The sequence below is a fragment of the Clostridium sp. C8 genome (genome assembly GCF_001010885.1).
In the GTDB taxonomy this organism is placed as follows: Bacteria; Bacillota; Clostridia; order Clostridiales; family Clostridiaceae; genus Clostridium; species Clostridium sartagoforme.
In genome coordinates this window covers 17,813-37,767 of sequence record NZ_LBMX01000089.1, presented here as the reverse complement: position 1 = coordinate 37,767, position 19,955 = coordinate 17,813, and the positions used below count along the sequence as shown (strand labels likewise).

General features: G+C 27.7%; 22 protein-coding genes. 21 read left to right on the top strand and 1 reads right to left on the bottom strand.

The features are described 5' to 3' along the window. The first annotated feature begins 10 nt into the window (after positions 1–10). The 19 genes from AAT22_RS14035 (at position 11) to AAT22_RS13950 (ending at position 17,607) form a co-directional block, all read left to right on the top strand. Entirely contained in the window at positions 11–376 is a 366-nt protein-coding gene (locus tag AAT22_RS14035; protein WP_016208239.1) for a hypothetical protein, read from the top strand. Between the two features lie 16 nt (positions 377–392). Continuing rightward, positions 393–2,162: a single-stranded-DNA-specific exonuclease RecJ gene (recJ, locus tag AAT22_RS14030; protein WP_016208238.1), complete on the top strand. Its 1,770-nt coding sequence runs from the start codon at positions 393–395 to the stop codon at positions 2,160–2,162. Between the two features lie 33 nt (positions 2,163–2,195). Continuing rightward, positions 2,196–2,654, top strand: a complete 459-nt coding sequence (locus tag AAT22_RS14025; RefSeq protein ID WP_047001689.1) for a hypothetical protein — start codon at positions 2,196–2,198, stop codon at positions 2,652–2,654. A gap of 53 nt (positions 2,655–2,707) precedes the next feature. Beyond that, positions 2,708–2,860 (top strand): hypothetical protein, encoded by a 153-nt coding sequence (locus tag AAT22_RS19170; protein ID WP_156174338.1) that lies wholly within the window; start codon positions 2,708–2,710, stop codon positions 2,858–2,860. Positions 2,861–3,034: 174 nt separating this feature from the next. Next, positions 3,035–3,493, top strand: a complete 459-nt coding sequence (locus tag AAT22_RS14020) for a hypothetical protein (RefSeq protein ID WP_047001688.1) — start codon at positions 3,035–3,037, stop codon at positions 3,491–3,493. A 124-nt stretch (positions 3,494–3,617) separates the two neighbouring features. Next, positions 3,618–4,460 (top strand): hypothetical protein, encoded by an 843-nt coding sequence (locus tag AAT22_RS14015; protein WP_047001687.1) that lies wholly within the window; start codon positions 3,618–3,620, stop codon positions 4,458–4,460. Then, positions 4,429–5,118 carry a hypothetical protein gene (locus tag AAT22_RS14010; RefSeq protein ID WP_172655024.1) on the top strand — a complete coding sequence of 230 codons (690 nt, stop codon included), beginning with the start codon at positions 4,429–4,431 and terminating at the stop codon, positions 5,116–5,118. The genes AAT22_RS14015 and AAT22_RS14010 overlap by 32 nt, the downstream gene beginning before the upstream one ends. A gap of 151 nt (positions 5,119–5,269) precedes the next feature. Then, positions 5,270–7,654, top strand: coding sequence for a DEAD/DEAH box helicase family protein (locus AAT22_RS14005; protein ID WP_016208871.1), 2,385 nt, complete (start codon positions 5,270–5,272; stop codon positions 7,652–7,654). Between the two features lie 18 nt (positions 7,655–7,672). Beyond that, positions 7,673–8,329 carry a hypothetical protein gene (locus AAT22_RS14000; protein WP_016208872.1) on the top strand — a complete coding sequence of 219 codons (657 nt, stop codon included), beginning with the start codon at positions 7,673–7,675 and terminating at the stop codon, positions 8,327–8,329. An 18-nt stretch (positions 8,330–8,347) separates the two neighbouring features. Beyond that, positions 8,348–9,787, top strand: a complete 1,440-nt coding sequence (locus AAT22_RS13995; protein WP_047001685.1) for a class I SAM-dependent DNA methyltransferase — start codon at positions 8,348–8,350, stop codon at positions 9,785–9,787. Position 9,788: 1 nt separating this feature from the next. Then, on the top strand, positions 9,789–11,504 hold the full coding sequence (locus AAT22_RS13990) for a restriction endonuclease subunit S (RefSeq protein WP_047001684.1): 1,716 nt from the start codon (positions 9,789–9,791) through the stop codon (positions 11,502–11,504). Between the two features lie 137 nt (positions 11,505–11,641). Continuing rightward, complete coding sequence (locus AAT22_RS13985) at positions 11,642–12,709, top strand: nucleotidyltransferase (RefSeq protein WP_047001683.1); 1,068 nt, start codon at positions 11,642–11,644, stop codon at positions 12,707–12,709. Positions 12,710–12,721: 12 nt separating this feature from the next. Further along, complete coding sequence (locus AAT22_RS13980; RefSeq protein WP_347457057.1) at positions 12,722–14,356, top strand: ThiF family adenylyltransferase; 1,635 nt, start codon at positions 12,722–12,724, stop codon at positions 14,354–14,356. Further along, positions 14,349–14,819 (top strand): Mov34/MPN/PAD-1 family protein, encoded by a 471-nt coding sequence (locus AAT22_RS13975; protein WP_047001681.1) that lies wholly within the window; start codon positions 14,349–14,351, stop codon positions 14,817–14,819. The genes AAT22_RS13980 and AAT22_RS13975 overlap by 8 nt, the downstream gene beginning before the upstream one ends. Further along, entirely contained in the window at positions 14,809–15,759 is a 951-nt protein-coding gene (locus tag AAT22_RS13970; protein WP_047001680.1) for an SAVED domain-containing protein, read from the top strand. Before AAT22_RS13975 ends, AAT22_RS13970 begins: the two co-directional genes overlap by 11 nt. A 41-nt stretch (positions 15,760–15,800) precedes the next feature. Continuing rightward, on the top strand, positions 15,801–16,055 hold the full coding sequence (locus tag AAT22_RS13965) for a hypothetical protein (RefSeq protein ID WP_047001679.1): 255 nt from the start codon (positions 15,801–15,803) through the stop codon (positions 16,053–16,055). A 73-nt stretch (positions 16,056–16,128) separates the two neighbouring features. Beyond that, positions 16,129–16,452 carry an AAA family ATPase gene (locus tag AAT22_RS13960; protein ID WP_047001678.1) on the top strand — a complete coding sequence of 108 codons (324 nt, stop codon included), beginning with the start codon at positions 16,129–16,131 and terminating at the stop codon, positions 16,450–16,452. Between the two features lie 34 nt (positions 16,453–16,486). Then, positions 16,487–16,633 (top strand): hypothetical protein, encoded by a 147-nt coding sequence (locus AAT22_RS19310; RefSeq protein WP_172655022.1) that lies wholly within the window; start codon positions 16,487–16,489, stop codon positions 16,631–16,633. Between the two features lie 119 nt (positions 16,634–16,752). Further along, complete coding sequence (locus AAT22_RS13950) at positions 16,753–17,607, top strand: DHHA1 domain-containing protein (protein ID WP_242849832.1); 855 nt, start codon at positions 16,753–16,755, stop codon at positions 17,605–17,607. Positions 17,608–17,724: 117 nt separating this feature from the next. On the opposite strand, the gene AAT22_RS13945 is transcribed toward AAT22_RS13950, so the two are convergent. Then, positions 17,725–17,922 carry an alpha/beta-type small acid-soluble spore protein gene (locus AAT22_RS13945; RefSeq protein ID WP_016208883.1) on the bottom strand — a complete coding sequence of 66 codons (198 nt, stop codon included), beginning with the start codon at positions 17,920–17,922 and terminating at the stop codon, positions 17,725–17,727. 259 nt (positions 17,923–18,181) lie between these two features. Between AAT22_RS13945 and AAT22_RS13940 the strand changes: the two genes are divergently transcribed. Both AAT22_RS13940 and AAT22_RS13935 read left to right on the top strand, forming a co-directional pair. Beyond that, positions 18,182–19,267 carry an undecaprenyldiphospho-muramoylpentapeptide beta-N-acetylglucosaminyltransferase gene (locus AAT22_RS13940; protein WP_047001676.1) on the top strand — a complete coding sequence of 362 codons (1,086 nt, stop codon included), beginning with the start codon at positions 18,182–18,184 and terminating at the stop codon, positions 19,265–19,267. A 163-nt stretch (positions 19,268–19,430) separates the two neighbouring features. Continuing rightward, positions 19,431–19,856 (top strand): flavodoxin, encoded by a 426-nt coding sequence (locus AAT22_RS13935; protein WP_016208887.1) that lies wholly within the window; start codon positions 19,431–19,433, stop codon positions 19,854–19,856. Positions 19,857–19,955: the final 99 nt, after the last annotated feature.

Below are 19,955 nucleotides of genomic sequence, written 5' to 3'. Positions count from 1 at the left end.
GAGTATTATAATGACTATTAAGGATAATAGAGGAAGAGTAGGTGCAATTGCATTAAAGAAAGATAAAGAAGAAAAAGTAAATAAAAATATAAAAAAATTAAAAATTGAGTTAGAATTCTATAGAACAAACAATTTAAACTTTACAATAAAGGATATATCAGAAAAAACAGAATTATCTATGGCAACGTTATATAGATCACCATATAAAGAAATTATTGATTCTTATAAGAGTAAAGATAATATATTAAGTACATCAGAACAAATAGAAATATTAATTTTTGAGAGAGATGAATTAAAAAAAGAAATTAAGTTACTTAAAGAAGAAAATAGAAGGTTATTAGATGAAATAACTTATTCTAAGAATTTTTTTAAGTAGTAAAGGGGGAATGGATATGGAGAAATGGACTGTTAGAAATGTGAAATGTGAATTAAACAGTTTGATGAAATTATTAGGTGTTAATGATACAGTAGCAAAATTATTAGTCAATAGAGGAATATATAAGGTAGAGGATGCTAAAAAGTTCTTAAATCCCAAAACAGAGTATTTTTATAACTCGGATACAATGAAAGATTTATATAAATCAGTAAAGTTATTAAAGGATCATATAGATAGTGGCAAAAAGATATTAATTGTAGGGGATTATGATGTGGATGGTGTCATAAGCACATATGTCTTATATAAATGTTTGAGTAGATTAAATGCTAATGTTTATTATCATATTCCAGATAGAATTAAAGAAGGATATGGAATAAATGAAGTTATAATTAAGAATGCTAAAAAGGATGAAGTTGACTTAATAATAACATGTGATAATGGAATATCAGCGATAGATCAAATTGAATTAGCGAAAGAACTAGGAATAGCAGTTATTGTAACGGATCATCATGATGTTCCCTTTAAAGAAGATGTTGATGGAAAAAGAGAGTTTATTATTCCTAGTGCAGACTGTGTTGTAAATCCTAAACAGTTAGATTGTATGTATCCATTTAAAGGTTTGTGTGGGGCTGGTGTTGTGTATAAGTTAATGGAGGCACTATATAATGAATATAATATTGATGAATCAGAAGTCATAGATTTACTTCAATATGTTTCAATAGCCACAGTATGTGATGTGGTTGATTTAGTTGATGAAAATAGAATAATAGTTAAAAAAGGATTAGAGTTATTAAATAATACAGATAACATAGGTTTAAATGCTTTGTTCGAGGAAACTGGAGTTAAAGATAAAAAAATAACTGTATATACGCTTGGATTCGTCTTGGGGCCAAGCATAAATGCCTCAGGCCGCCTCGAACAAGCGTTCTGGGCATTGGAGTTATTATTAAGCAATGATACAAAAAAGGCAAAAGAATTAGCACAAAAACTTAATGAGTTAAATAAAGAAAGACAAGATTTAACTAAAGAAGGTGTAGATAAGGCTATTCGTATAATCGAAGAAAATAAAATGCAAGACAATAAGGTTATAGTAGTATATTTAGATGATATTCATGAAAGTATAGCAGGAATAATAGCAGGTAGAGTAAGAGAGAAATATAATTTGCCTACAGTTATCCTTACAAAGGCTCACGATGGCGCTAAAGGCTCTGGAAGGTCAATAGAGGAATATAATATGTTTGAGGAGTTGTTAAAGTGTAAGGACCTGCTAGGGAAGTTTGGAGGACATCCAATGGCTGCTGGTATGTCTATACCTATTGAAAATATAGATGCTTTTAGAGATAGACTAAATGAAGTTACTACATTAACAGAAGAAGATATTATGCTTAAAGTGCAAATTGATATGGGATTACCTTTAAATAAAGTAAACTATGAATTGATAGACCAAATAACATTATTAGAACCATATGGAAAAGCAAACCCAAAACCAACCTTTGGTATGAAAAAGTTGAAGTTATTAGAGGCAAAAATATTAGGCAAAAATAGAAATGTACTTAAACTTAAATTAAGTGATGGTGGATTAGTTATTGAGGGGATATATTTTGGTGATATAGAAAAGTTTGAAGAAACTATGAAATGGGAATTTGGAGACTATGAATATGGTAGAGTTCTTAATGGAGAGCCTAATAATGTGTATTTAGATGTTATCTGTTTCCCAGAGATTAATGAATATATGGGAAATAAGAAGGTTCAGTTAGTTATAAGTAATTATAGAGTTTCTAAGTAAAGTATTTAGATATAGTTTTGAGAGGATTATATAATGCAAATTACAATTTTAGAATTATTTAAAAGTATTGTTACGATTAATAATGAAGAATCTTTAAGACCGTATGTTTTAAAGTCTATGATAGAAAATTACAATATGGATTATGGAGATCCATTGTTAATAACAGGTGTATATAGCATTTTAAGAAAAGAATCTAAAGAAATAGAATTTGAAAATATTAAGTTAAATTATAATGGACCACTTGTATTTAGTTACTGTAATCATTCAGGAGAGTGGTTTATAAAAGAGTTTAAATCTTTTATAGAAGTTGAAGAATATATATTAGGTGGAGCAGGATACTTTAATATGTTTACTGGCTCAATAATAGTTTTTTACGATGGAGATATAAAAGAATTTAATGTTATAAGAAAGTTACCTAATGATGAAAAAGTGATTTTAAATCAAGGTGAGGATAAAGGTATTAATGATGTTGTAGTTGAATGGATTTTATAATATGCTCTGTTGAAGGGAACAAGTATTTTGATTTATGAAGATGGAGGGTAAATGTGGGCAGTTATTTAGAAAATGATTTTAAAGAAAGGGAAGATATTCTTAAATTAAAAGAGAGAATACTTACATCGGAAAAAGAAAGACTTAATGGTAAGGTGATGGCTATTGAAGAAGTTAGAGGAATGTTGAATAAAGAAAATAATGTATAGTTAAGATATATTAAATTTATAGTTTGATTAAGAATAGAGAAATCCAGTAAAATCATTTTGAATTTTGCTGGATTTTACTTTTTTATATAAGAGTATAAAAAGGGCGCTGACTTAAGGGAGAGACCGCGTTACACTTAAGTAGAAATTATAGATTATGATTAGGAGGAGAACAATATGAATAATAAAACTAAAGAACTCATTAAGGATTTTGAGGAGGTTGAAAGAGAATTTATTGAAGATATTATTAAAGAAATGCTTAGTGAAGGTGATTTAGAAGTAATAGAAACAGGAGAAGGAATCATAATAACTACATTAAGAAAATTGGACAAAGATATTCTTAAATATTTAAAAAGTAATATAGAATATACAGTAATAGGTGTAGCACATATAGTCAAAGATATAAGTGAAATGTTAGATGATCTAGAAAATATTTTAGAAGAGAAGTCTAGTGAATATTTATTAACATATTTTAAAAGACTTATGAATTTAAAGGTATTAACTTTAAGTAAAATAGAATATGGATATGAATTGGTGTTGCAAGGAATTAAGGTTAATGAGGAATTAAACAATAAGTATGCTGTAAAAATAGATATTTCAATTGAAGAGAGAATGTTTGATTTATTATTTATATAAAGGTTAGGGACAGAATAAGAATATTTTTAATAACAATTATGTAGACAAATTATGTTAAAAATAATACAAAACCCCAAATGTTAAAGTATAATATAAGTAGATATTTATGGTTAGGAGTGATATTATGACACCTGAAAAGGACTTACATTATACATTAATAAAGTATTTAGACATAAAAGGGAAAAAAGAATTAAGTAGTATAATAAAACAATCTAAAATAGTTTATGAGAAACAATGGGGATTTACCGGAGTAGTATCGAATCAAAGGCATTTAACAATTAATATAAAAACTCCAATAGATTTTATGGAAATATTAGAGAGTAACAAAGTTGTTTTGCGTGATATGTGTTATGAAATTTATGAAGATGATGATGAATATAGAGCAGATGAGTTAAAAATAAGCATATTAGCAAGTTGTGTAACAACTATGGAAATAGAGGAGATTGAAAAGGAAATTGTAAAAGATTCAATATACCAAACCTTTTTAGTAGAAATATTAAAGTTAAACTTAGAGCAAGTTGAAAAAAGTTATTTAGTAGAAGCCTGTGAATGTGCAATGAGAAACAATAAATTAGCAGCAAGTACTATGCTTGGATGTGCTGCTGAATATTTATTAATAAAATTATGTATAGCATATAAAGAGTATTTAAAAAATAATGGCTTAGAACAAGATGAAATTAATTTTGAGAAGAAGGTAATTAATGCTAGGAGTGCATATGATAGACTCAATGAATTTGAAAAAAGAGTTGATTCAAATGTTAAAATATTTAAGTTTTTCGGAATGGAAAATCCAAAATTGAATTTTAATTTTTTAGATATTATTAGGAAAGTAAGAAATCAATCAGGACATCCAAGTGGAAAGTGTATATCAGAGAATGAATTAAAGATGATATTTGGAAATTATCAACACTTTATTAAAATAACTCATACGATAATTGAAGAATTACCAAAATATAAGGAAGAGTAGATTAGGATTGAACTTGAGGATAGAAAATTATACAAACATTATAACTAATAAAGAATTAATAGAATGCTTAGAACTCTTACCGAAACAATACAAAGAACTAGATATTTATATAAATATTTTTGAGAGCAATATACAATACTTAAAGTATTTATTAAAGAAATTTAAATTACTTTCTTTTACTGCAGAGTGTATTGATTTTATAATAGATAAAGTTTCTAAAAGTTCTACAAGTGGATATTATAACATTAGGAATAAAGAGGTATATATATTATGCTGGAACATATATAAACAAATAGATGTGCGCTTAGATAATATAGAGAAATCTAAAGGATATGAGGAGTGTAAGGATTTTGTAACTAAGGATATATTAAAATATTATAGGGAACAATGGATTAAATATATGATTATAAATATGTTGATTCATGAATTAACACATGCTATTCAGGATAAAGAAAAGAGATTAAGTAAAAGTTGGTTAAAACGCTTCTTTACAAAGTGGGAAAAAAGAGAAGAAGAAATAGAGGCTATGAGAGCAACTATTGAGTTTTCTAGTAAGAATGAGGATAAATTTCTAGAAATATTGAATGTAAAGGGAATAAAGGCAAATCATTCATTACAAGAGTTTAAGTATAAATATAATTTACAAATAACAAAGTAAAACTTGAAGGTTGCTAAATTTAGTTTAGCAACCTTTAAATTATTAATAATTAATGATTAGAATAACTTTTTGGTGAATTATAGGGTATAATTTAATTAGGATAGATAATTTAAATATTATGGTGTTTTTAATCTTAATTGGGGGGAAGAGAGTGAATAAGAAGAGTTTAAGTGAAACAAGTATTATAACTAAGTATATACTTCCTGCTATAACTAATTCAGGATGGGATCAAGAGCAGATAGCACAAGAAGTAAGTTTTACAGATGGTAAAATAATTGTAAGAAAGAAAATGGTTAGCAGAGGAAGTAGAAAAAGGGCAGATATAATACTTTATTATAGAGATAATTTACCGTTAGCAATTATTGAAGCGAAGGATAATAAGCATTCTATAAATGCTGGTATGCAACAAGGTTTAAATTATGGAAATATTTTAGATATACCATTTATTTATTCATCAAATGGAGATGGCTTTATTGAACACGATAGAACCAAAACAGAAGGAACTATTGAAAAAGAGTTAACATTGGAGGAATTTCCATCACCAGAAGAGTTATGGAATAGATATAAAGAGTATAAGGGTATTAGTAAAGAACAAGAAGAAATAGTAACTCATAATTACTATTATGATCAAGATACCTTTCCACCTAGATATTATCAACGTATTGCTATAAATAGAACTGTTGAAGCAATTGCGAAGGGACAAGATAGAGTATTACTTGTTATGGCTACTGGGACTGGAAAAACATATACTGCATTTCAAATAGTTTATAAGTTATTTAAGTCTAATAATAAGAGAAGGATATTATATTTAGCAGATAGAAATATACTTGTAGATCAAACTATAGTTGGAGATTTTAAACCATTATTAAAAAATATAAATAAAATAAAGAATAGAACTGCAGATAAATCTAAAGAAATCCAATTTGCACTGTATCAAAGTTTAACAGGAGATACAGAAGAAAAGAAGTTATATAAGCAATATAGCAGAGATTACTTTGATCTAATAATTATAGATGAATGTCATAGAGGAAGTGCTAAAGAGGATTCTGCATGGAGAGAAATATTAGATTATTTTGAATCAGCAACTAAAGTGGGCTTAACAGCAACTCCTAAAGAAACTAAGGATGTTTCTAATTTGGATTATTTTGGTGAACCAGTATTTACATACTCTTTAAAAGAAGGTATAGAAGATGGTTTTTTAGCCCCATATAAGGTTATAAGGGTTGCAATAGATAGAGACTTAGAGGGGTATAGACCTGAAAAGGGAAAAACAGATAAGTATGGAAATATTGTTGAAGATAGGATTTATAATAGAAAAGATTATGATAGAAATCTTGTATTAACCAAGAGAACAGAAGTTGTAGCCAAATTTGTATCAGATTATTTAAAAGAAAATAATAAAAGAATGGCAAAAACAATATTTTTCTGTACAGATATAGATCATGCCGATAGAATGAGAACTGCATTGATTAATGAAAATGCAGATTTATATTCACAAAATAATAAGTATGTTATGAAAATTACTGGAGATGATGAAGAAGGAAAATCACAACTTCAAAGTTTTATTAGTCCAAAAGAAAAATACCCTACGCTAGTTACTACAAGTAAATTATTAACTACAGGGGTAGATTGTAAAACTTGTGAGTTTATAGTTATAGATTCAGAGACAAACTCAATGATAGAGTTTAAACAAATACTAGGTCGAGGTACTAGAATAAGAGAAGATTATGGGAAAATGTATTTTACTTTAATAGATTTTAGAGATGTTTCTAGGTTGTTTGCTGATAAAGACTTTGATGGTGATCCTGTAAAGATAAAAGAAACAGATAATAATACTATACCAAATGAAGATGATGAAGAATTTGACGATACATCAGAAGAGAATAATACAGGTTATCAAGAACAAGGTGATGATAATGGGGATGGTGGCGCAGGGTTCATAAACGATCCATTTGGAGGAGACGATAAAGTAGGGAAATATATCTTAGATGATGTAGAAGTGAGGATAATAAATCGTAGAGCGCATTATTATGGAGCAGATGGTAAGTTAATAGTTGAATCTCTTGAAGATTATTCTAAGAAAAATATAAGAAAAGAGTTTAGTACACTAGATCAGTTCATAAGAACTTGGAGTGAAACTGATAAGAAAGATGAGATAAGAAGGCATTTTGAGGATGAAGGTATATTCCTAGAGGATTTAATAGATGATGTAGGAAAAGATATGGATGTATTTGATTTAGTGTGTCATATTGCCTATGATATGCCAGTCTTAACGAGGAAAGAAAGAGCCAACAATGTTAAAAAGAGAAATTATTTTGGTAAATATAATGAGAAGGCTAGAGTTGTTTTAGATAAATTGCTTGATAAATATGCAAATGAAGGTATAGAAAATATCCAAGATATAAATGTATTAACTTTGCCTGAGTTCAAAGAAGTAGGAAGTAAATTAGAAATAGTTAAAAAGATATTTGGTGGCAAAAAAGAATATGAACAAGCGATTAAAGAGTTAGTTCAAGAGTTATATACTATAGCATAGTTTATAGGAGGTAATTTAATGGATGCAGAGATGATTAAATCATTAGAATCTCTTATAAGATATTATTCAAATGATAAACTAAGTAATGTTGTGTTAGAATTACAGAAAGAGTTAAAAGATAAAAAGTTAACTGATGTAGAATCAATATACAACAAAGAGAATATATCATCGGAAATGCTAAATGCAGCATTAGAAGTTAAATCTGTAATGGGGCAAATCAATGTGATAATTCATACTCTAGGTATAATAAATTCATTGCCTTATATTTTAGATGAAGATGAAATAATTGAAAGTGTAAGTTTAGGTGCAGATAATTCAAGTAGTGAATTTGATTTGATAACAAATAAAAGAATTGCAGAATTTAAATTCATAACTTGGAGAGGTAATGATAGTACAAGGTTAAAAACTACTTTTGTTGATTATTATAATTTAGCAGAATATAAAACTTATAAAGATAAATATTTATATTTGATTGATTGCAATAACTTTAAAAAGTTTTTAGGTGGAAAAAGACGATTTACAAATATATTAAGTAAAAATACCAATATTGCAAAAGAATTTGAAGAAAAATATAAAGATAAATATAATTATATTTATGAGTATTATAGCGAGAATTGTTCTAAAGTAAAGTTAATATCTTTGAAAGACTTAATACCAGATATATTTAACCAATAGAAGAAGGAGACAATAGAGATGTCAGTAACAAATGTAATAAAATCAGTACAAGATATAATGCGTCAGGATGCAGGAGTAGATGGAGATGCTCAAAGAATATCACAATTAGTTTGGATGATATTTTTAAAGGTATTTGATGCTAAGGAAGAAGAGTGGGAATTAGAGAGTGATGATTATACACCTATTGTTCCAGAAGAATTAAGATGGAGTAATTGGGCTGCTGATGATGAAGGCATGACAGGAGATGAATTATTAGATTTTGTAAATAATAAATTATTTAAAAAATTAAAAGAAATGGAATTAACACAATATTCAGATCCAAAATCATTTTTAGTTAAGGCTATATTTGAGGATTCGTATAACTATATGAAGTCAGGAGCGTTAATAAGGCAAGTAATAAATAAATTGAATGAAATAGACTTTACAGCGAGTGAGGATAGACATTTATTTAATGATATATATGAAAATATATTAAAGGACTTACAAAGTGCAGGTAACTCAGGAGAGTTCTATACGCCTAGACCCGTTACAAAGTTTATTATAGATATGTTGAATCCTAAGTTAGGAGAAAAGGTTGCTGATTTTGCGTGTGGAACAGGTGGTTTTTTAACTTGTGCTATAGAATATATGAAAACTCAGCAAACTACAGTTGAAGATATTAAGTTATTAGGCGAGTCGATTATAGGTATAGAGAAGAAACCATTACCTCACCTTTTAGCAACTACCAATTTAATACTTCATGATATAGATGTACCACAAATAAAACATGATAATTCACTTATGAAAAATATAAGTGATCTAAAACCAACAGAAATGATAGATGTTATAGCAATGAATCCTCCTTTTGGTGGAATTGAGGAAGATACAGTATTAAGCAACTTCCCACAACAATTTCAAACAAAAGAAACAGCAGATTTATTTATGACACTTATAATGTATAGATTAAGTGATAAGGGAAGAGCAGGGGTGGTATTGCCTGATGGATTCTTATTTGGAGAAGGTGTTAAAACAAAGATCAAAGAAAAGTTATTAAATGAATTTAACCTTCATACAGTAGTCAGAATGCCTAATGGTGTATTTGCTCCATATACAGGAATAAATACAAACCTTTTATTCTTTGAAAAAGGAAAAGCAACAGAAGATGTATGGTACTTTGAGCATCCATTACCAGAAGGATATAAAAATTATACAAAAACAAAGCCAATAAGAAGTGAAGAATTTGAATTAGAAAAATCATGGTGGACTAACAGAGAAGAAAATGAATATACTTGGAAGGTATCTATAGAAGAGATTAAAAATAGAAATTATAACTTAGATTTTAAAAATCCAAATAAGGAAGAAGAAGACCTAGGAGATCCAGTTGTATTGCTAGAGAAATATAATAATGCAAAGGCTAAAGTTGATGAAATACAAAATCAACTTATAGAAGAACTAACAAAGATTTTAGGTGGTAATTAATATGGATATGATGTTAGAACAATTTAAAACCATCTTTGATAGACCAGAAAAGGTCAAAAAGTTAAGAGAAACAATACTTGATCTGGCAGTAAGAGGAAAGTTAGTACCACAAGATTCTAATGATGAACCAGCGAGTATTTTACTGGAGAGGATTAAGGAAGAGAAAGAAAGATTAATTAAAGAAAAAAAGATAAAGAAAGAAAAGTCGTTAGCAGAGATAAGTGAAGAAGAAAAGCCTTTTCAATTACCTAATGGTTGGGAATGGGTTAGATTAAAGGCGATTGGTTATAATTTAGGGCAAAAGAAGCCTGATACAATGTTTACTTATATCGATGTTGCTTCAATTAATAAGGAGAAGGGAGAACTTGGTGAAGAATTAACAATCCTTAATCCAGAAGATGCTCCTTCAAGGGCAAGAAAATTAGTTAGTGAAGGTACTGTTATTTATTCAACTGTAAGACCATATTTATTAAATATAGCAATAGTTAATAAAAAGTTCAAATATGAACCTATTGTAAGTACAGCATTTGCAGTTATACATCCTTGTAATGGCGTAAGTAATAAATTTATTTTATATTATTTAAGGAGTATATCATTTATAAGATATGTTGAATCGCAAATGGTTGGCATGGCATATCCAGCGATAAATGATGAAAAGTTGTTTGGTGGAGTGTTTCCTTTACCACCAACAGAAGAACAAGAACGTATAGTAGAAAAAGTTGATTCATTAATGGCTTTTTGTGATAAATTAGAGAAAGCGTTAGAGAAGAAAGTTCATTATGGATGGTTAAGTGCTAAATCTGTATTTAATGCTGTAGGAAATATCTCTGATACTGAGGAGTTAGAAGAAAATCTAAAGTTTATATTATTGAACTTTAAGGATTTATCTTTAGGCGATAATTCGGTAAAAGAATTAAAAAATTGTATACTTCAATTAGCAGTTCAAGGGAAATTAGTACCACAAAATCCAAATGATGAACCAGCACAAGTTCTTTTAGAAAAGATAAGAGAAGAAAAAGAAAGATTAATTAAGGAAAAGAAAATAAAGAAAGAAAAGCCTTTAGGGGAGATAAGTGAAGAAGAGAAGCCATGGATTTTACCTAGTGGATGGATGTGGATTAGATTAGGAGAAGTTACTCAGTTTATTAGTGGATATGCTTTTAAAAGTAATACTTATATAGAAAAATCAGATAATCAGGTAATTAGGCTTGGAAATGTTAAAAATGAAGGATTAATATTAGATCAAAAGGATATTTACATTCCAGATACTATTGCGGATGAGTGTAAAAATTATATGATTACTAACAATGATATACTTGTTACGATGACAGGAACAAGAAATAAGAGAGATTATTTTTTTACCTACAAAGTTTGTGAAAATGATTTAACAGAACAAAAATTATTTTTAAATCAAAGAGTAGGATTGATACGTAATTATATAGTACAACAAAGTGAGTTTTTAAATATATCATTAAAGTCTAATTATATTTTGAATAGAATATTTGAATCAGAAACGGGTACTGCTAATCAGGGGAACATAGGAGTGAAAGCAATTAATGAATTAGTAATTCCTATGCCACCTTTAGAAGAGCAAAAACGTATAGTTAAAAAAGTTGATTCATTAATTAAATTATGTAATGAATTAGAAAAGAAAATTGAAAAGCAAAAGGATTATAGTAATAGATTAATGGAATCTATTCTTAAAAGTTCATTTTAGCATAGGGTGTTACTCTATGCTTTTTTCTTATATTATATCTATTCATTATAGATAAGAATGATTGGAGTTAAGCGAAAAATAATACAGATTATGATATAATTAGAGTTATAAAATATATATTTTTAGGAGGAGAGAATGTGGCTAATATACAGAAACAATTAGAGGATTTTCATGAAGAAATTAAACTGGGTAGACTAAAAGAAAATGCAGAATTAAGAGATAAGAGAGATAAAATAACAAAAAAGGTCAAGAACGGATTAGAAAAATATTTTGAAGATAATGATATGGACATACCATCAATAGAGTTTATAGATCAAGGAAGTTATGCAATTGATACGGGGATAAAACCAAAGGATGGTAATTATGATATTGATGAAGGGGTAATTATTTCTCTAAATAAGGAAGATTATGAGGATAATCCAACTAAGTTTAAAGAAATAGTAAGGGATATTATGCTAACTCATACTAGTACGCCACCTAAAATAAAAAAGCCTTGCGTAACAATAACTTATTCTGAAAATAAAGAGCCAAAATACCATGTGGATTTACCAATATATTTAAAATCATCTGAGGATGAAAACTTATATTTATCTTGGGGAAATGAGACTTCAAAGACTAACAAAGACTGGGTATTTTCAGATCCGGAGGGATTGAATAACCATATAAAAAATTCTTTTTCAGGTGATGATAAAAAGCAATTTAAAAGAATTGTTAGATATCTAAAAAAATGGAAAGATAAAGTGTTTGCAAGTGAGACGAGTGATGGAACTCCACCAAGTATAGGAATCACACTTATTGCAGCGGACAAGTTAATTCCTTTAAAGGAGACTAATACATCAACTGGGAATGAAGAATATAATGATTTAAAAGCAATGAAATGGCTAGTTGATGATATAAAATCTTTATTTTCATATAAATATTGTATAGATGAAGAAGAGTTTTTATATACAATTGAATATAAACTACCAGTAGGAAATGAAGGAGATGTATTTTCAAAAATGACTAATAAGAAAATGAATTCCTTTTATGATAAGGTAGTTAAATTACAAACTGCTTTACAGTATGCAATAGATGAATCAGATCCTACAAAGGCTTGTAAAGAGTTAGTAAAGTATTTTGGTGATGACTTAAAGATACCAGAATCAGCAGAAAATAGATATAAAACAGTAGGAGCAAGTAGTGCCCCTGCATCTAACTTTGCATAGGGGGTAGATAGTATTATTGAGATAAAATTAAAAGCGAAGAAATATTTAGAGAATGTTGAAAAACAAAAGGAAAGTATATATACATTTGACTTTATTCTAAGAAATGAAGATAGAATCCCTTTAATAATGTATATAAATAAAAAAAGATTTCCTTTTGAATTGCCAATTATAATATTGGATACAAGTAAACAAAAATATGTACCGAATATACCACATATCAGTTCAGATGGTTATATTTGCTATTTGGATAAAGAGGGTATTGTTTGGAGTGATGATACAGAAAAGGTCTTAGATTTTATATTTGAAAGAATAGAATCTATTTTCTTTCAAAATGAATCTATTGAAGGAATTCATAGGGAGTTTCAATATTACATTTCAGAAATACCTAATAAAGAATACGCTTACTCATATATATCAGAGAGTAGTGAGGCGAGAAGGGTTAAGTTATGTATTGACAATAAAAGTAAAAGGAAATTTTTCTTTGATAGCAATGATATTAAAGATGAAAAGATAGATAAAAAGCAATTTATTAATGCTATTTATATACCATTTTTAGAAACACTGGATATATATGTACCTAATAAACAAAAATTTTGGAGTGCAAAAGAAATTTCAGAATTGGTTAAAAGATGTGTATTACGAGATAATATTGAGTTAATTAGGAGATTAACCAAAGAAAATAATCAAAGTTACTATCTTTTAGATATTATGTTGAAAGGTAATCAAAATGTACTAATAGGATTAAAATATGATAATAAATCTAGTAAAGAAATTGTACCTATTTTAGATGCAGATGATGATTCTAATATAACGCCAATATATATTGAAAGAGTAGATGATAAAAAAGCACTAGTTAGAGGCGGTGCAATTACTAATGGAGATGAATTTAAAATATTAGTAATTGGTTGTGGTTCTATAGGGAGTGATACTATTTTTCAATTAACGAGATCTGGCTTTAAGAATATTACTATTGTGGATAAAGATTTTCTTAGTCAAAATAATATTTATAGACATTTTCTTGGAAAGTCAAGAGGAGAAAAGAATACTTCGAAAGTAAAGTTAATGAAAAAGGAATTAGAAAATAGATATGATGAATTAAACATTCAGGCATATGATTCTAATATTTTTGATATGTTAGAAAAAGAAGAAATAAGGTTAGATGAATATTCTTTAGTAATATCTGCTATTGGTGATGTGAACTCAGAAAGACTACTAAACAAGTATATTATTAAAGCAAAAGTACCAGTGATCTATACTTGGGTTGAGGCTTATGGTATTGCAGGACATGCAGTTTTTATTAATAAAAAAGGATGTTACAATTGTTTGTTTACAGAAGAGTTAATGTGTAAAGTTAATTTCGCTGGTAAAAGTGATGTTCCATACGTTAAAAATTTTGGTGGATGTTTAGGTACATATACTCCATATGGAAGTATGGATTCAATGCAAACTGCCATAATGGCAACAAAGTTAGCGCATAATTTTTTAATTAACCATAACTATGAAAATAGGGTGTTTTCTTGGAAAGGAAATATAGACAATTTTTTGCATGACGGCTATTTAGTAAGTGACAGTTTCTATAACTTTAATAGCGCATTAGGGGAAAGAGATGATGTAAAGTTAGAGGGATGTGTTTATTGTAATGATTAGTATTGATTATAAGGAGTATTGTATAAAAATTAATGATAATATTTTAGCGACAATGAGCAAATATATTCAATGTAAAAGTAAGGATGAGAGCGGAGGAATACTGATAGGATCTATTCTTATAGATGGTAAAACGATAGAGATAAATGATTGTACTGAGCCAATAAAAGGTGATAAATCAAGTAGATGTGGATTTTATAGATGTAATAAGCATAATGAACTTTTAGAGGGAAAGTGGATTGAGAGTAATTATATAAAGATGTATCTTGGAGAGTGGCACACACACCCACAACCTATACCAACTCCTTCATATGTAGATAAGCAATCTTGGAAAAGACTTATCAAAAACAGTATTACGGAAAGTCCAATAATTATATTTCTTATAATAGGAATTGAAACTATAGAAATTTGGATAGGAGATAAAAATGATAGTAAATTAGAAAGGTTGGGGAGTTATGGATTCTGAAATGTTACAACAGATTATTAATTTGATTAAAGAAAATTGTTGGTATGGAATTATATTGTTATTGATATTAGTAGCATTGATAGTATTAGGGATTGTATATAGACAAAGTGAGAATATACAAAAATTTATAAATATATTTGAAAATTGGTTTTTCCCTTGGATTAAAAAAGATAGAATTATTCTTGAAGTATTCACAAAAAAAGTTGCTAATTCAAAAGGTGTGGAAGATAAATATTCAATTGGAGGATTTAAAAAGATAACTGTTAATAAAAAAATTGATTTTGATAGCGTAAGTTGGTTAAATGAGAATAATATCCAAAAATTCATTGATAAGCAAGAAAAGATTATGAAAAAAATAGAAAAAGGTAGAAAGCAAAAGGATTCACTTGTATATTTAGGATTTCCACATGTTCCAATTGGGCTTATAGATGGGTATAACTTCTCTGATACTGATAATGTTATTTTATATGAATATGATGGAGCCACAGGGAATAATCCTGATAAGGAGTTTTTTGAACTTAAAAAATTATATAATAGTGATCTTCAATTAGTATCTAATTATAAAAATTATGAGTTAAAAGGTGATGAAATAATTTTAAAGATAGAGCAATCATTTGATATAAAGGATGATGAAATTAAAAGTGTGGTAGGGGATTTAGATGTAATAAACTTATCAAACAAAGATAGAAAAAGATGGGGGATTAAAAGTTATTCGGATGTTGATAAATTTGCTAAAGAATTTGAAAAGATATTAAGTTGGGCAAAACATAATGATGTTAAAAAAATTCATTTGGTAATGACAACACCAGTTTCATTAACTTTTACATTAGGGCAAGTAATATCACACTATTCACCAGAGATAGTAATATATAATTATAACAATAATATATATGATTGGTGTGTTGATGTGAAGCAAAGACGAGTAAAAATGATTAGTTAAATAAATATGTATATATTTATTATAGGAAGGAGTGTGGAGTTGTGAATAAAAATCCAGAAGATATGACAAGAGAAGAATTATTACAGCAGGTTGATAATATAAAAGCATTTTCATTACATAGTTGTATTACTACAGCGGAAGGAGTAGCAAGAAGAGTTTTAATAGAAATTAAAGAAAAATTTAATGAAGAAGATTTCAATGAGTGCTTTTGGAATGATGTAAATCATGGAGGCAATGATTATAAAAACCTTATAGAATTAGGAGAAATTTTAAAAAGAGCAAGAGATAACTCATAACATCAACAATATAAATTAAGTAGTATATTAATTTAAAAAAAGAAGTTACAAACAAAAGTGGAGTGAAGTATTTATGGGAAAGGTTATTAAAATTGATATTTTTTCGGCTGGGAAGAAGTTTGAAAATAAGTTTTATATGATGATAGGAATACCTTGTTCAGGCAAAAGTTATTATTGTAAAGATACATATAATAATTCCAATACAATTATTATATCAACTGATGAAATAAGAAAAGAGATTACAGGATCTTATGAGTATGATAAAGAAAATAATAATTTGGTGTTTGATATTGCTAAAAATAGAATTAATCAATTTTTAATAGAGGGATGTAATGTGGTTTTTGATGCCACTAATACTAATAGTATGTATAGAAAAAAGAATATTAAAGATTGCTAAAAATAATAATTGCAAATCAGAGGCAATAGTTTTTATGACTCCAATAGAAGTTTGTATTGATAGAAATAGTAAAAGAGATATTGAACGCAGAGTACCTATTGATGTAATTATAAATATGGCTAATTTTAGTCCTAGAAAAGTTGAAGAAGAAGGCTTTGATGAAGTGAAATATATAAAATAATAAATTGAATTTATAAGAATGGCTATAATACTAACTTTCTTATTTATGAGAAAGAAAAAATCATATATACATGTATAAATGCTACAGGAAGGTTAGAAACGGCAGATTTATCAGTAGAATTGTTAATAACAGAGGATATTAATAATGCTAAAGACCTAGCGAATCAGCTAAGTGAACTGAATTCAATAAGACAAGAATTAACTAAAGAAAGCTCTGAAAAAATTATTAGAAAAATAGAAAATGAAAAAAAGAAAGAAGAAAAGGTCATAGTAGTATATGATGATACTATACACGAAAGCATTGCCGGAATAGTAGCAGGAAGAGTAAAAGAAAAATATAATATGCCTTGTATAGTTTTGACTAAAGGTAAGGAGATACCAAAAGGATCTGCAAGATCAATAGAGGCCTATAATATATTTGAGGAGCTTAGTAAATGTAGTAAACTTATAGAAAAGTTTGGTGGACATCCAATGGCTGCAGGATTATCTATTAAGGAAGAAAATATAATTCTATTAAGAAATAAGTTAAACAATATATGTAAGCTATCAGATGAGGATATAATTCCTACTGTTAAAATAGATTCGCCTCTTGAATTAATTTACTTAAATGAAAACTTAATAAGTATTATTGAGAGATTAAGACCCTTTGGAAAAGGAAACCCCAGTCCTTTGTTTGCTGTTAAAAATGTTAGTATAGAAAGACTCTGGTTACTAGGAAAAGAAAAGAATTTTTTGAAGCTTAGATTTAAATTTGAAACTAATAAAAGATTCTTATATATAGATGGAGTGAGTTTTGATAAATTTGAAGCTTTTAAAGAAGAAGTTATAAGTAAATATGGGGAAGAAGAATTTATTAGAGCTTGTGATAGTAGTTATATAAACTTAAAAGCAGATATAATTTATTATCCAAATATAAATGAATTTAATGGCAATAGAAATATTCAACTTATGATAAAACATATAAGAATCAATTAAATAGGAGTTGTCTTAAAATGATTATCATCATATTAAGACAACTCCTTGTTACTTAAAGTAATATAAAATTACATTCATATAAGTATAAGTAACATCAAAATGGTTTTACAATTAAAACTATTTTATTCCGTTTTCGTATTGCGCTACCATTCTTTTAACCATTTCCCCACCAACACTTCCGCATTGTTTTGAAGATAAATCTCCATTATAATCAGAGAAAGGTACTCCCATTTCGTTAGCTACTTCATTTTTGAATTTAGCTAATCCTTTTTTAGCTTCAGGTATTAAAACTCTATTATTATTATTATTAGCCATAATGTTTACACCTCCTTTTCATCTTTGTAACTATAGCTTGTGCAAATTTTTTGTGAATATTATATGTAACTAAAGGAAATTGGACATAATAGTGGAAAACAAATCTTTATAATTTTAAAACAATATTTAAAATAAATAATAGATAAATTATTTTGAATAACAATTAAATTGTCTTGAATAATATGATATTATTTAAGAAGAAAAAAGTTAAAATAATTAATGATTAACAATTGTTAATCAAACAAGTGGGGTGTTTTTAATGAACAAATATAAGATAATAATGACTGGAGGAGGAACAGCGGGACATGTTACTCCTAATTTGGCTTTGGTTCCAAGGCTGAAGGAAGAAGGTTTTGAAATAAAATATATAGGAAGTAAGGATGGAATTGAAAAAGAAATAATAAAAGATGCAAAAATACCTTATTATGAGATTTCATCAGGGAAATTAAGAAGATATTTTGATATAAAAAATTTTACAGATCCTTTTAAAGTAATGAGGGGGGTAATGGAAGCAAATAAAATTTTGAAAAAAGAAAAGCCTAATATAGTATTTTCAAAAGGCGGTTTTGTCGCTGTACCAGTGGTTATTGCAGCCTCAATGAGAAAGATTCCAGTTGTTTCCCATGAATCAGATTTGACTCCGGGATTAGCAAATAAGTTATCTTCACCATTTTGTTCAAAACTTTGTGTTACATTTAGAGAAAGTTTAAAATATATTAAAGACGATAAAGGCACATTAACAGGTACACCTATAAGAAAAGAAATATTAAGTGGAAGTTCAAGACAAGGAAAAGAAATCTGCGGATTTAAAGATAATAAAGAAATCTTACTAGTTATAGGTGGAAGTTTAGGTGCTAAAAGCATTAATGATGAAGTAAGAAAAAATATTAAAAAAATATTAGAAACTTTTAATATTATTCATATATGTGGAAAAGGAAATTTAGATCAGAATTTAAGTGGACTTAAGGGTTATGTTCAATACGAATATGTTAAAGATGAGCTTCCTCATCTGTTAAAGGCTGCAGATTATGTAATATCAAGGGCTGGAGCAAATGTTATATTTGAATTGTTAGCATTAAATAAGCCAACTCTTTTAATACCATTATCAAAAAAAATAAGTAGAGGAGATCAAATTCTTAATGCTAAATCTTTCGAAAAAGAAGGTTTTTCACTAGTATTAGATGAAGATGAAATGATGGAAAATGAAAAAATACTTTTAGCTAAAATTAAAGAATTGACAGAAAATAGAAATGTGTTAATAAAAAATATGAAAAATAGTGGAATTACTAATGGTGTTGAGGCGATTTTGGCAGTAATAAGAAAAAGTATGGAGTTAAATAAATGAAACAAGCTATCTTTTATTAGAAAAGGATATATTCAACTAATATGACCTGTATAAAACTTGCAAAAAAAAAATAGTGTTATATAATAAAATAGTAAGTAAAAAAATAGGTAATATATGTCCAAAGAGCTGACTTAATTAAGTCAAAAGATGAGGTGATGTAATTATGAAGAAAATCTCTATTATTTATTGGAGTAATGGGGGAAATGTTGAAGTTCTTGCAAATTCAATTGCAGAGGGAGCAGAAAATGCCGGTGCGGATATAAATGTTAAATATGTTTATGATGCAACAATAGAAGATGTAACAGAAGCTGATGCAGTTGCATTTGGAAGCCCATCAATGGATAATAACAGAATTGAACAACATGAGATGGAACCATTTATTAATCAATTCAAATTGTTACCAAATAATCAAAAGAAAATAGTTTTATTTGGATCATATGGATGGGATGATGGAAAGTTTATGGTCGATTGGGTTCAACGTATGAAGGATTATAACTTTAATGTTATAGGACACATCGCCGTTAAAGAATCGCCAAGTGATGAAGAGCTATTAAAGGCAAAAAATCTTGGTGAGGAATTAACTAAATAGATTTTTAGAAGAGAAAGAATCAATTAAATACTTATATAGGGGTTAGGTATTTAAACTTAATTAAAGAGATTTAATCTTTTCTTACCAAACAATTTACTC

Bases quoted from the DNA above. Each gene is read 5' to 3' on its own strand.
- AAT22_RS14035 (WP_016208239.1), top strand. From the start codon at position 11: ATGACTATTAAGGATAATAGAGGAAGAGTAGGTGCAATTGCATTAAAG.
- recJ (WP_016208238.1), top strand. From the start codon at position 393: ATGGAGAAATGGACTGTTAGAAATGTGAAATGTGAATTAAACAGTTTG.
- AAT22_RS14025 (WP_047001689.1), top strand. From the start codon at position 2,196: ATGCAAATTACAATTTTAGAATTATTTAAAAGTATTGTTACGATTAAT.
- AAT22_RS14020 (WP_047001688.1), top strand. From the start codon at position 3,035: ATGAATAATAAAACTAAAGAACTCATTAAGGATTTTGAGGAGGTTGAA.
- AAT22_RS14015 (WP_047001687.1), top strand. From the start codon at position 3,618: ATGACACCTGAAAAGGACTTACATTATACATTAATAAAGTATTTAGAC.
- AAT22_RS14000 (WP_016208872.1), top strand. From the start codon at position 7,673: ATGGATGCAGAGATGATTAAATCATTAGAATCTCTTATAAGATATTAT.
- AAT22_RS13995 (WP_047001685.1), top strand. From the start codon at position 8,348: ATGTCAGTAACAAATGTAATAAAATCAGTACAAGATATAATGCGTCAG.
- AAT22_RS13990 (WP_047001684.1), top strand. From the start codon at position 9,789: ATGGATATGATGTTAGAACAATTTAAAACCATCTTTGATAGACCAGAA.
- AAT22_RS13975 (WP_047001681.1), top strand. From the start codon at position 14,349: ATGATTAGTATTGATTATAAGGAGTATTGTATAAAAATTAATGATAAT.
- AAT22_RS13970 (WP_047001680.1), top strand. From the start codon at position 14,809: ATGGATTCTGAAATGTTACAACAGATTATTAATTTGATTAAAGAAAAT.
- AAT22_RS13960 (WP_047001678.1), top strand. From the start codon at position 16,129: ATGGGAAAGGTTATTAAAATTGATATTTTTTCGGCTGGGAAGAAGTTT.
- AAT22_RS19310 (WP_172655022.1), top strand. From the start codon at position 16,487: ATGACTCCAATAGAAGTTTGTATTGATAGAAATAGTAAAAGAGATATT.
- AAT22_RS13945 (WP_016208883.1), bottom strand. From the start codon at position 17,922: ATGGCTAATAATAATAATAATAGAGTTTTAATACCTGAAGCTAAAAAA.
- AAT22_RS13940 (WP_047001676.1), top strand. From the start codon at position 18,182: ATGAACAAATATAAGATAATAATGACTGGAGGAGGAACAGCGGGACAT.
- AAT22_RS13935 (WP_016208887.1), top strand. From the start codon at position 19,431: ATGAAGAAAATCTCTATTATTTATTGGAGTAATGGGGGAAATGTTGAA.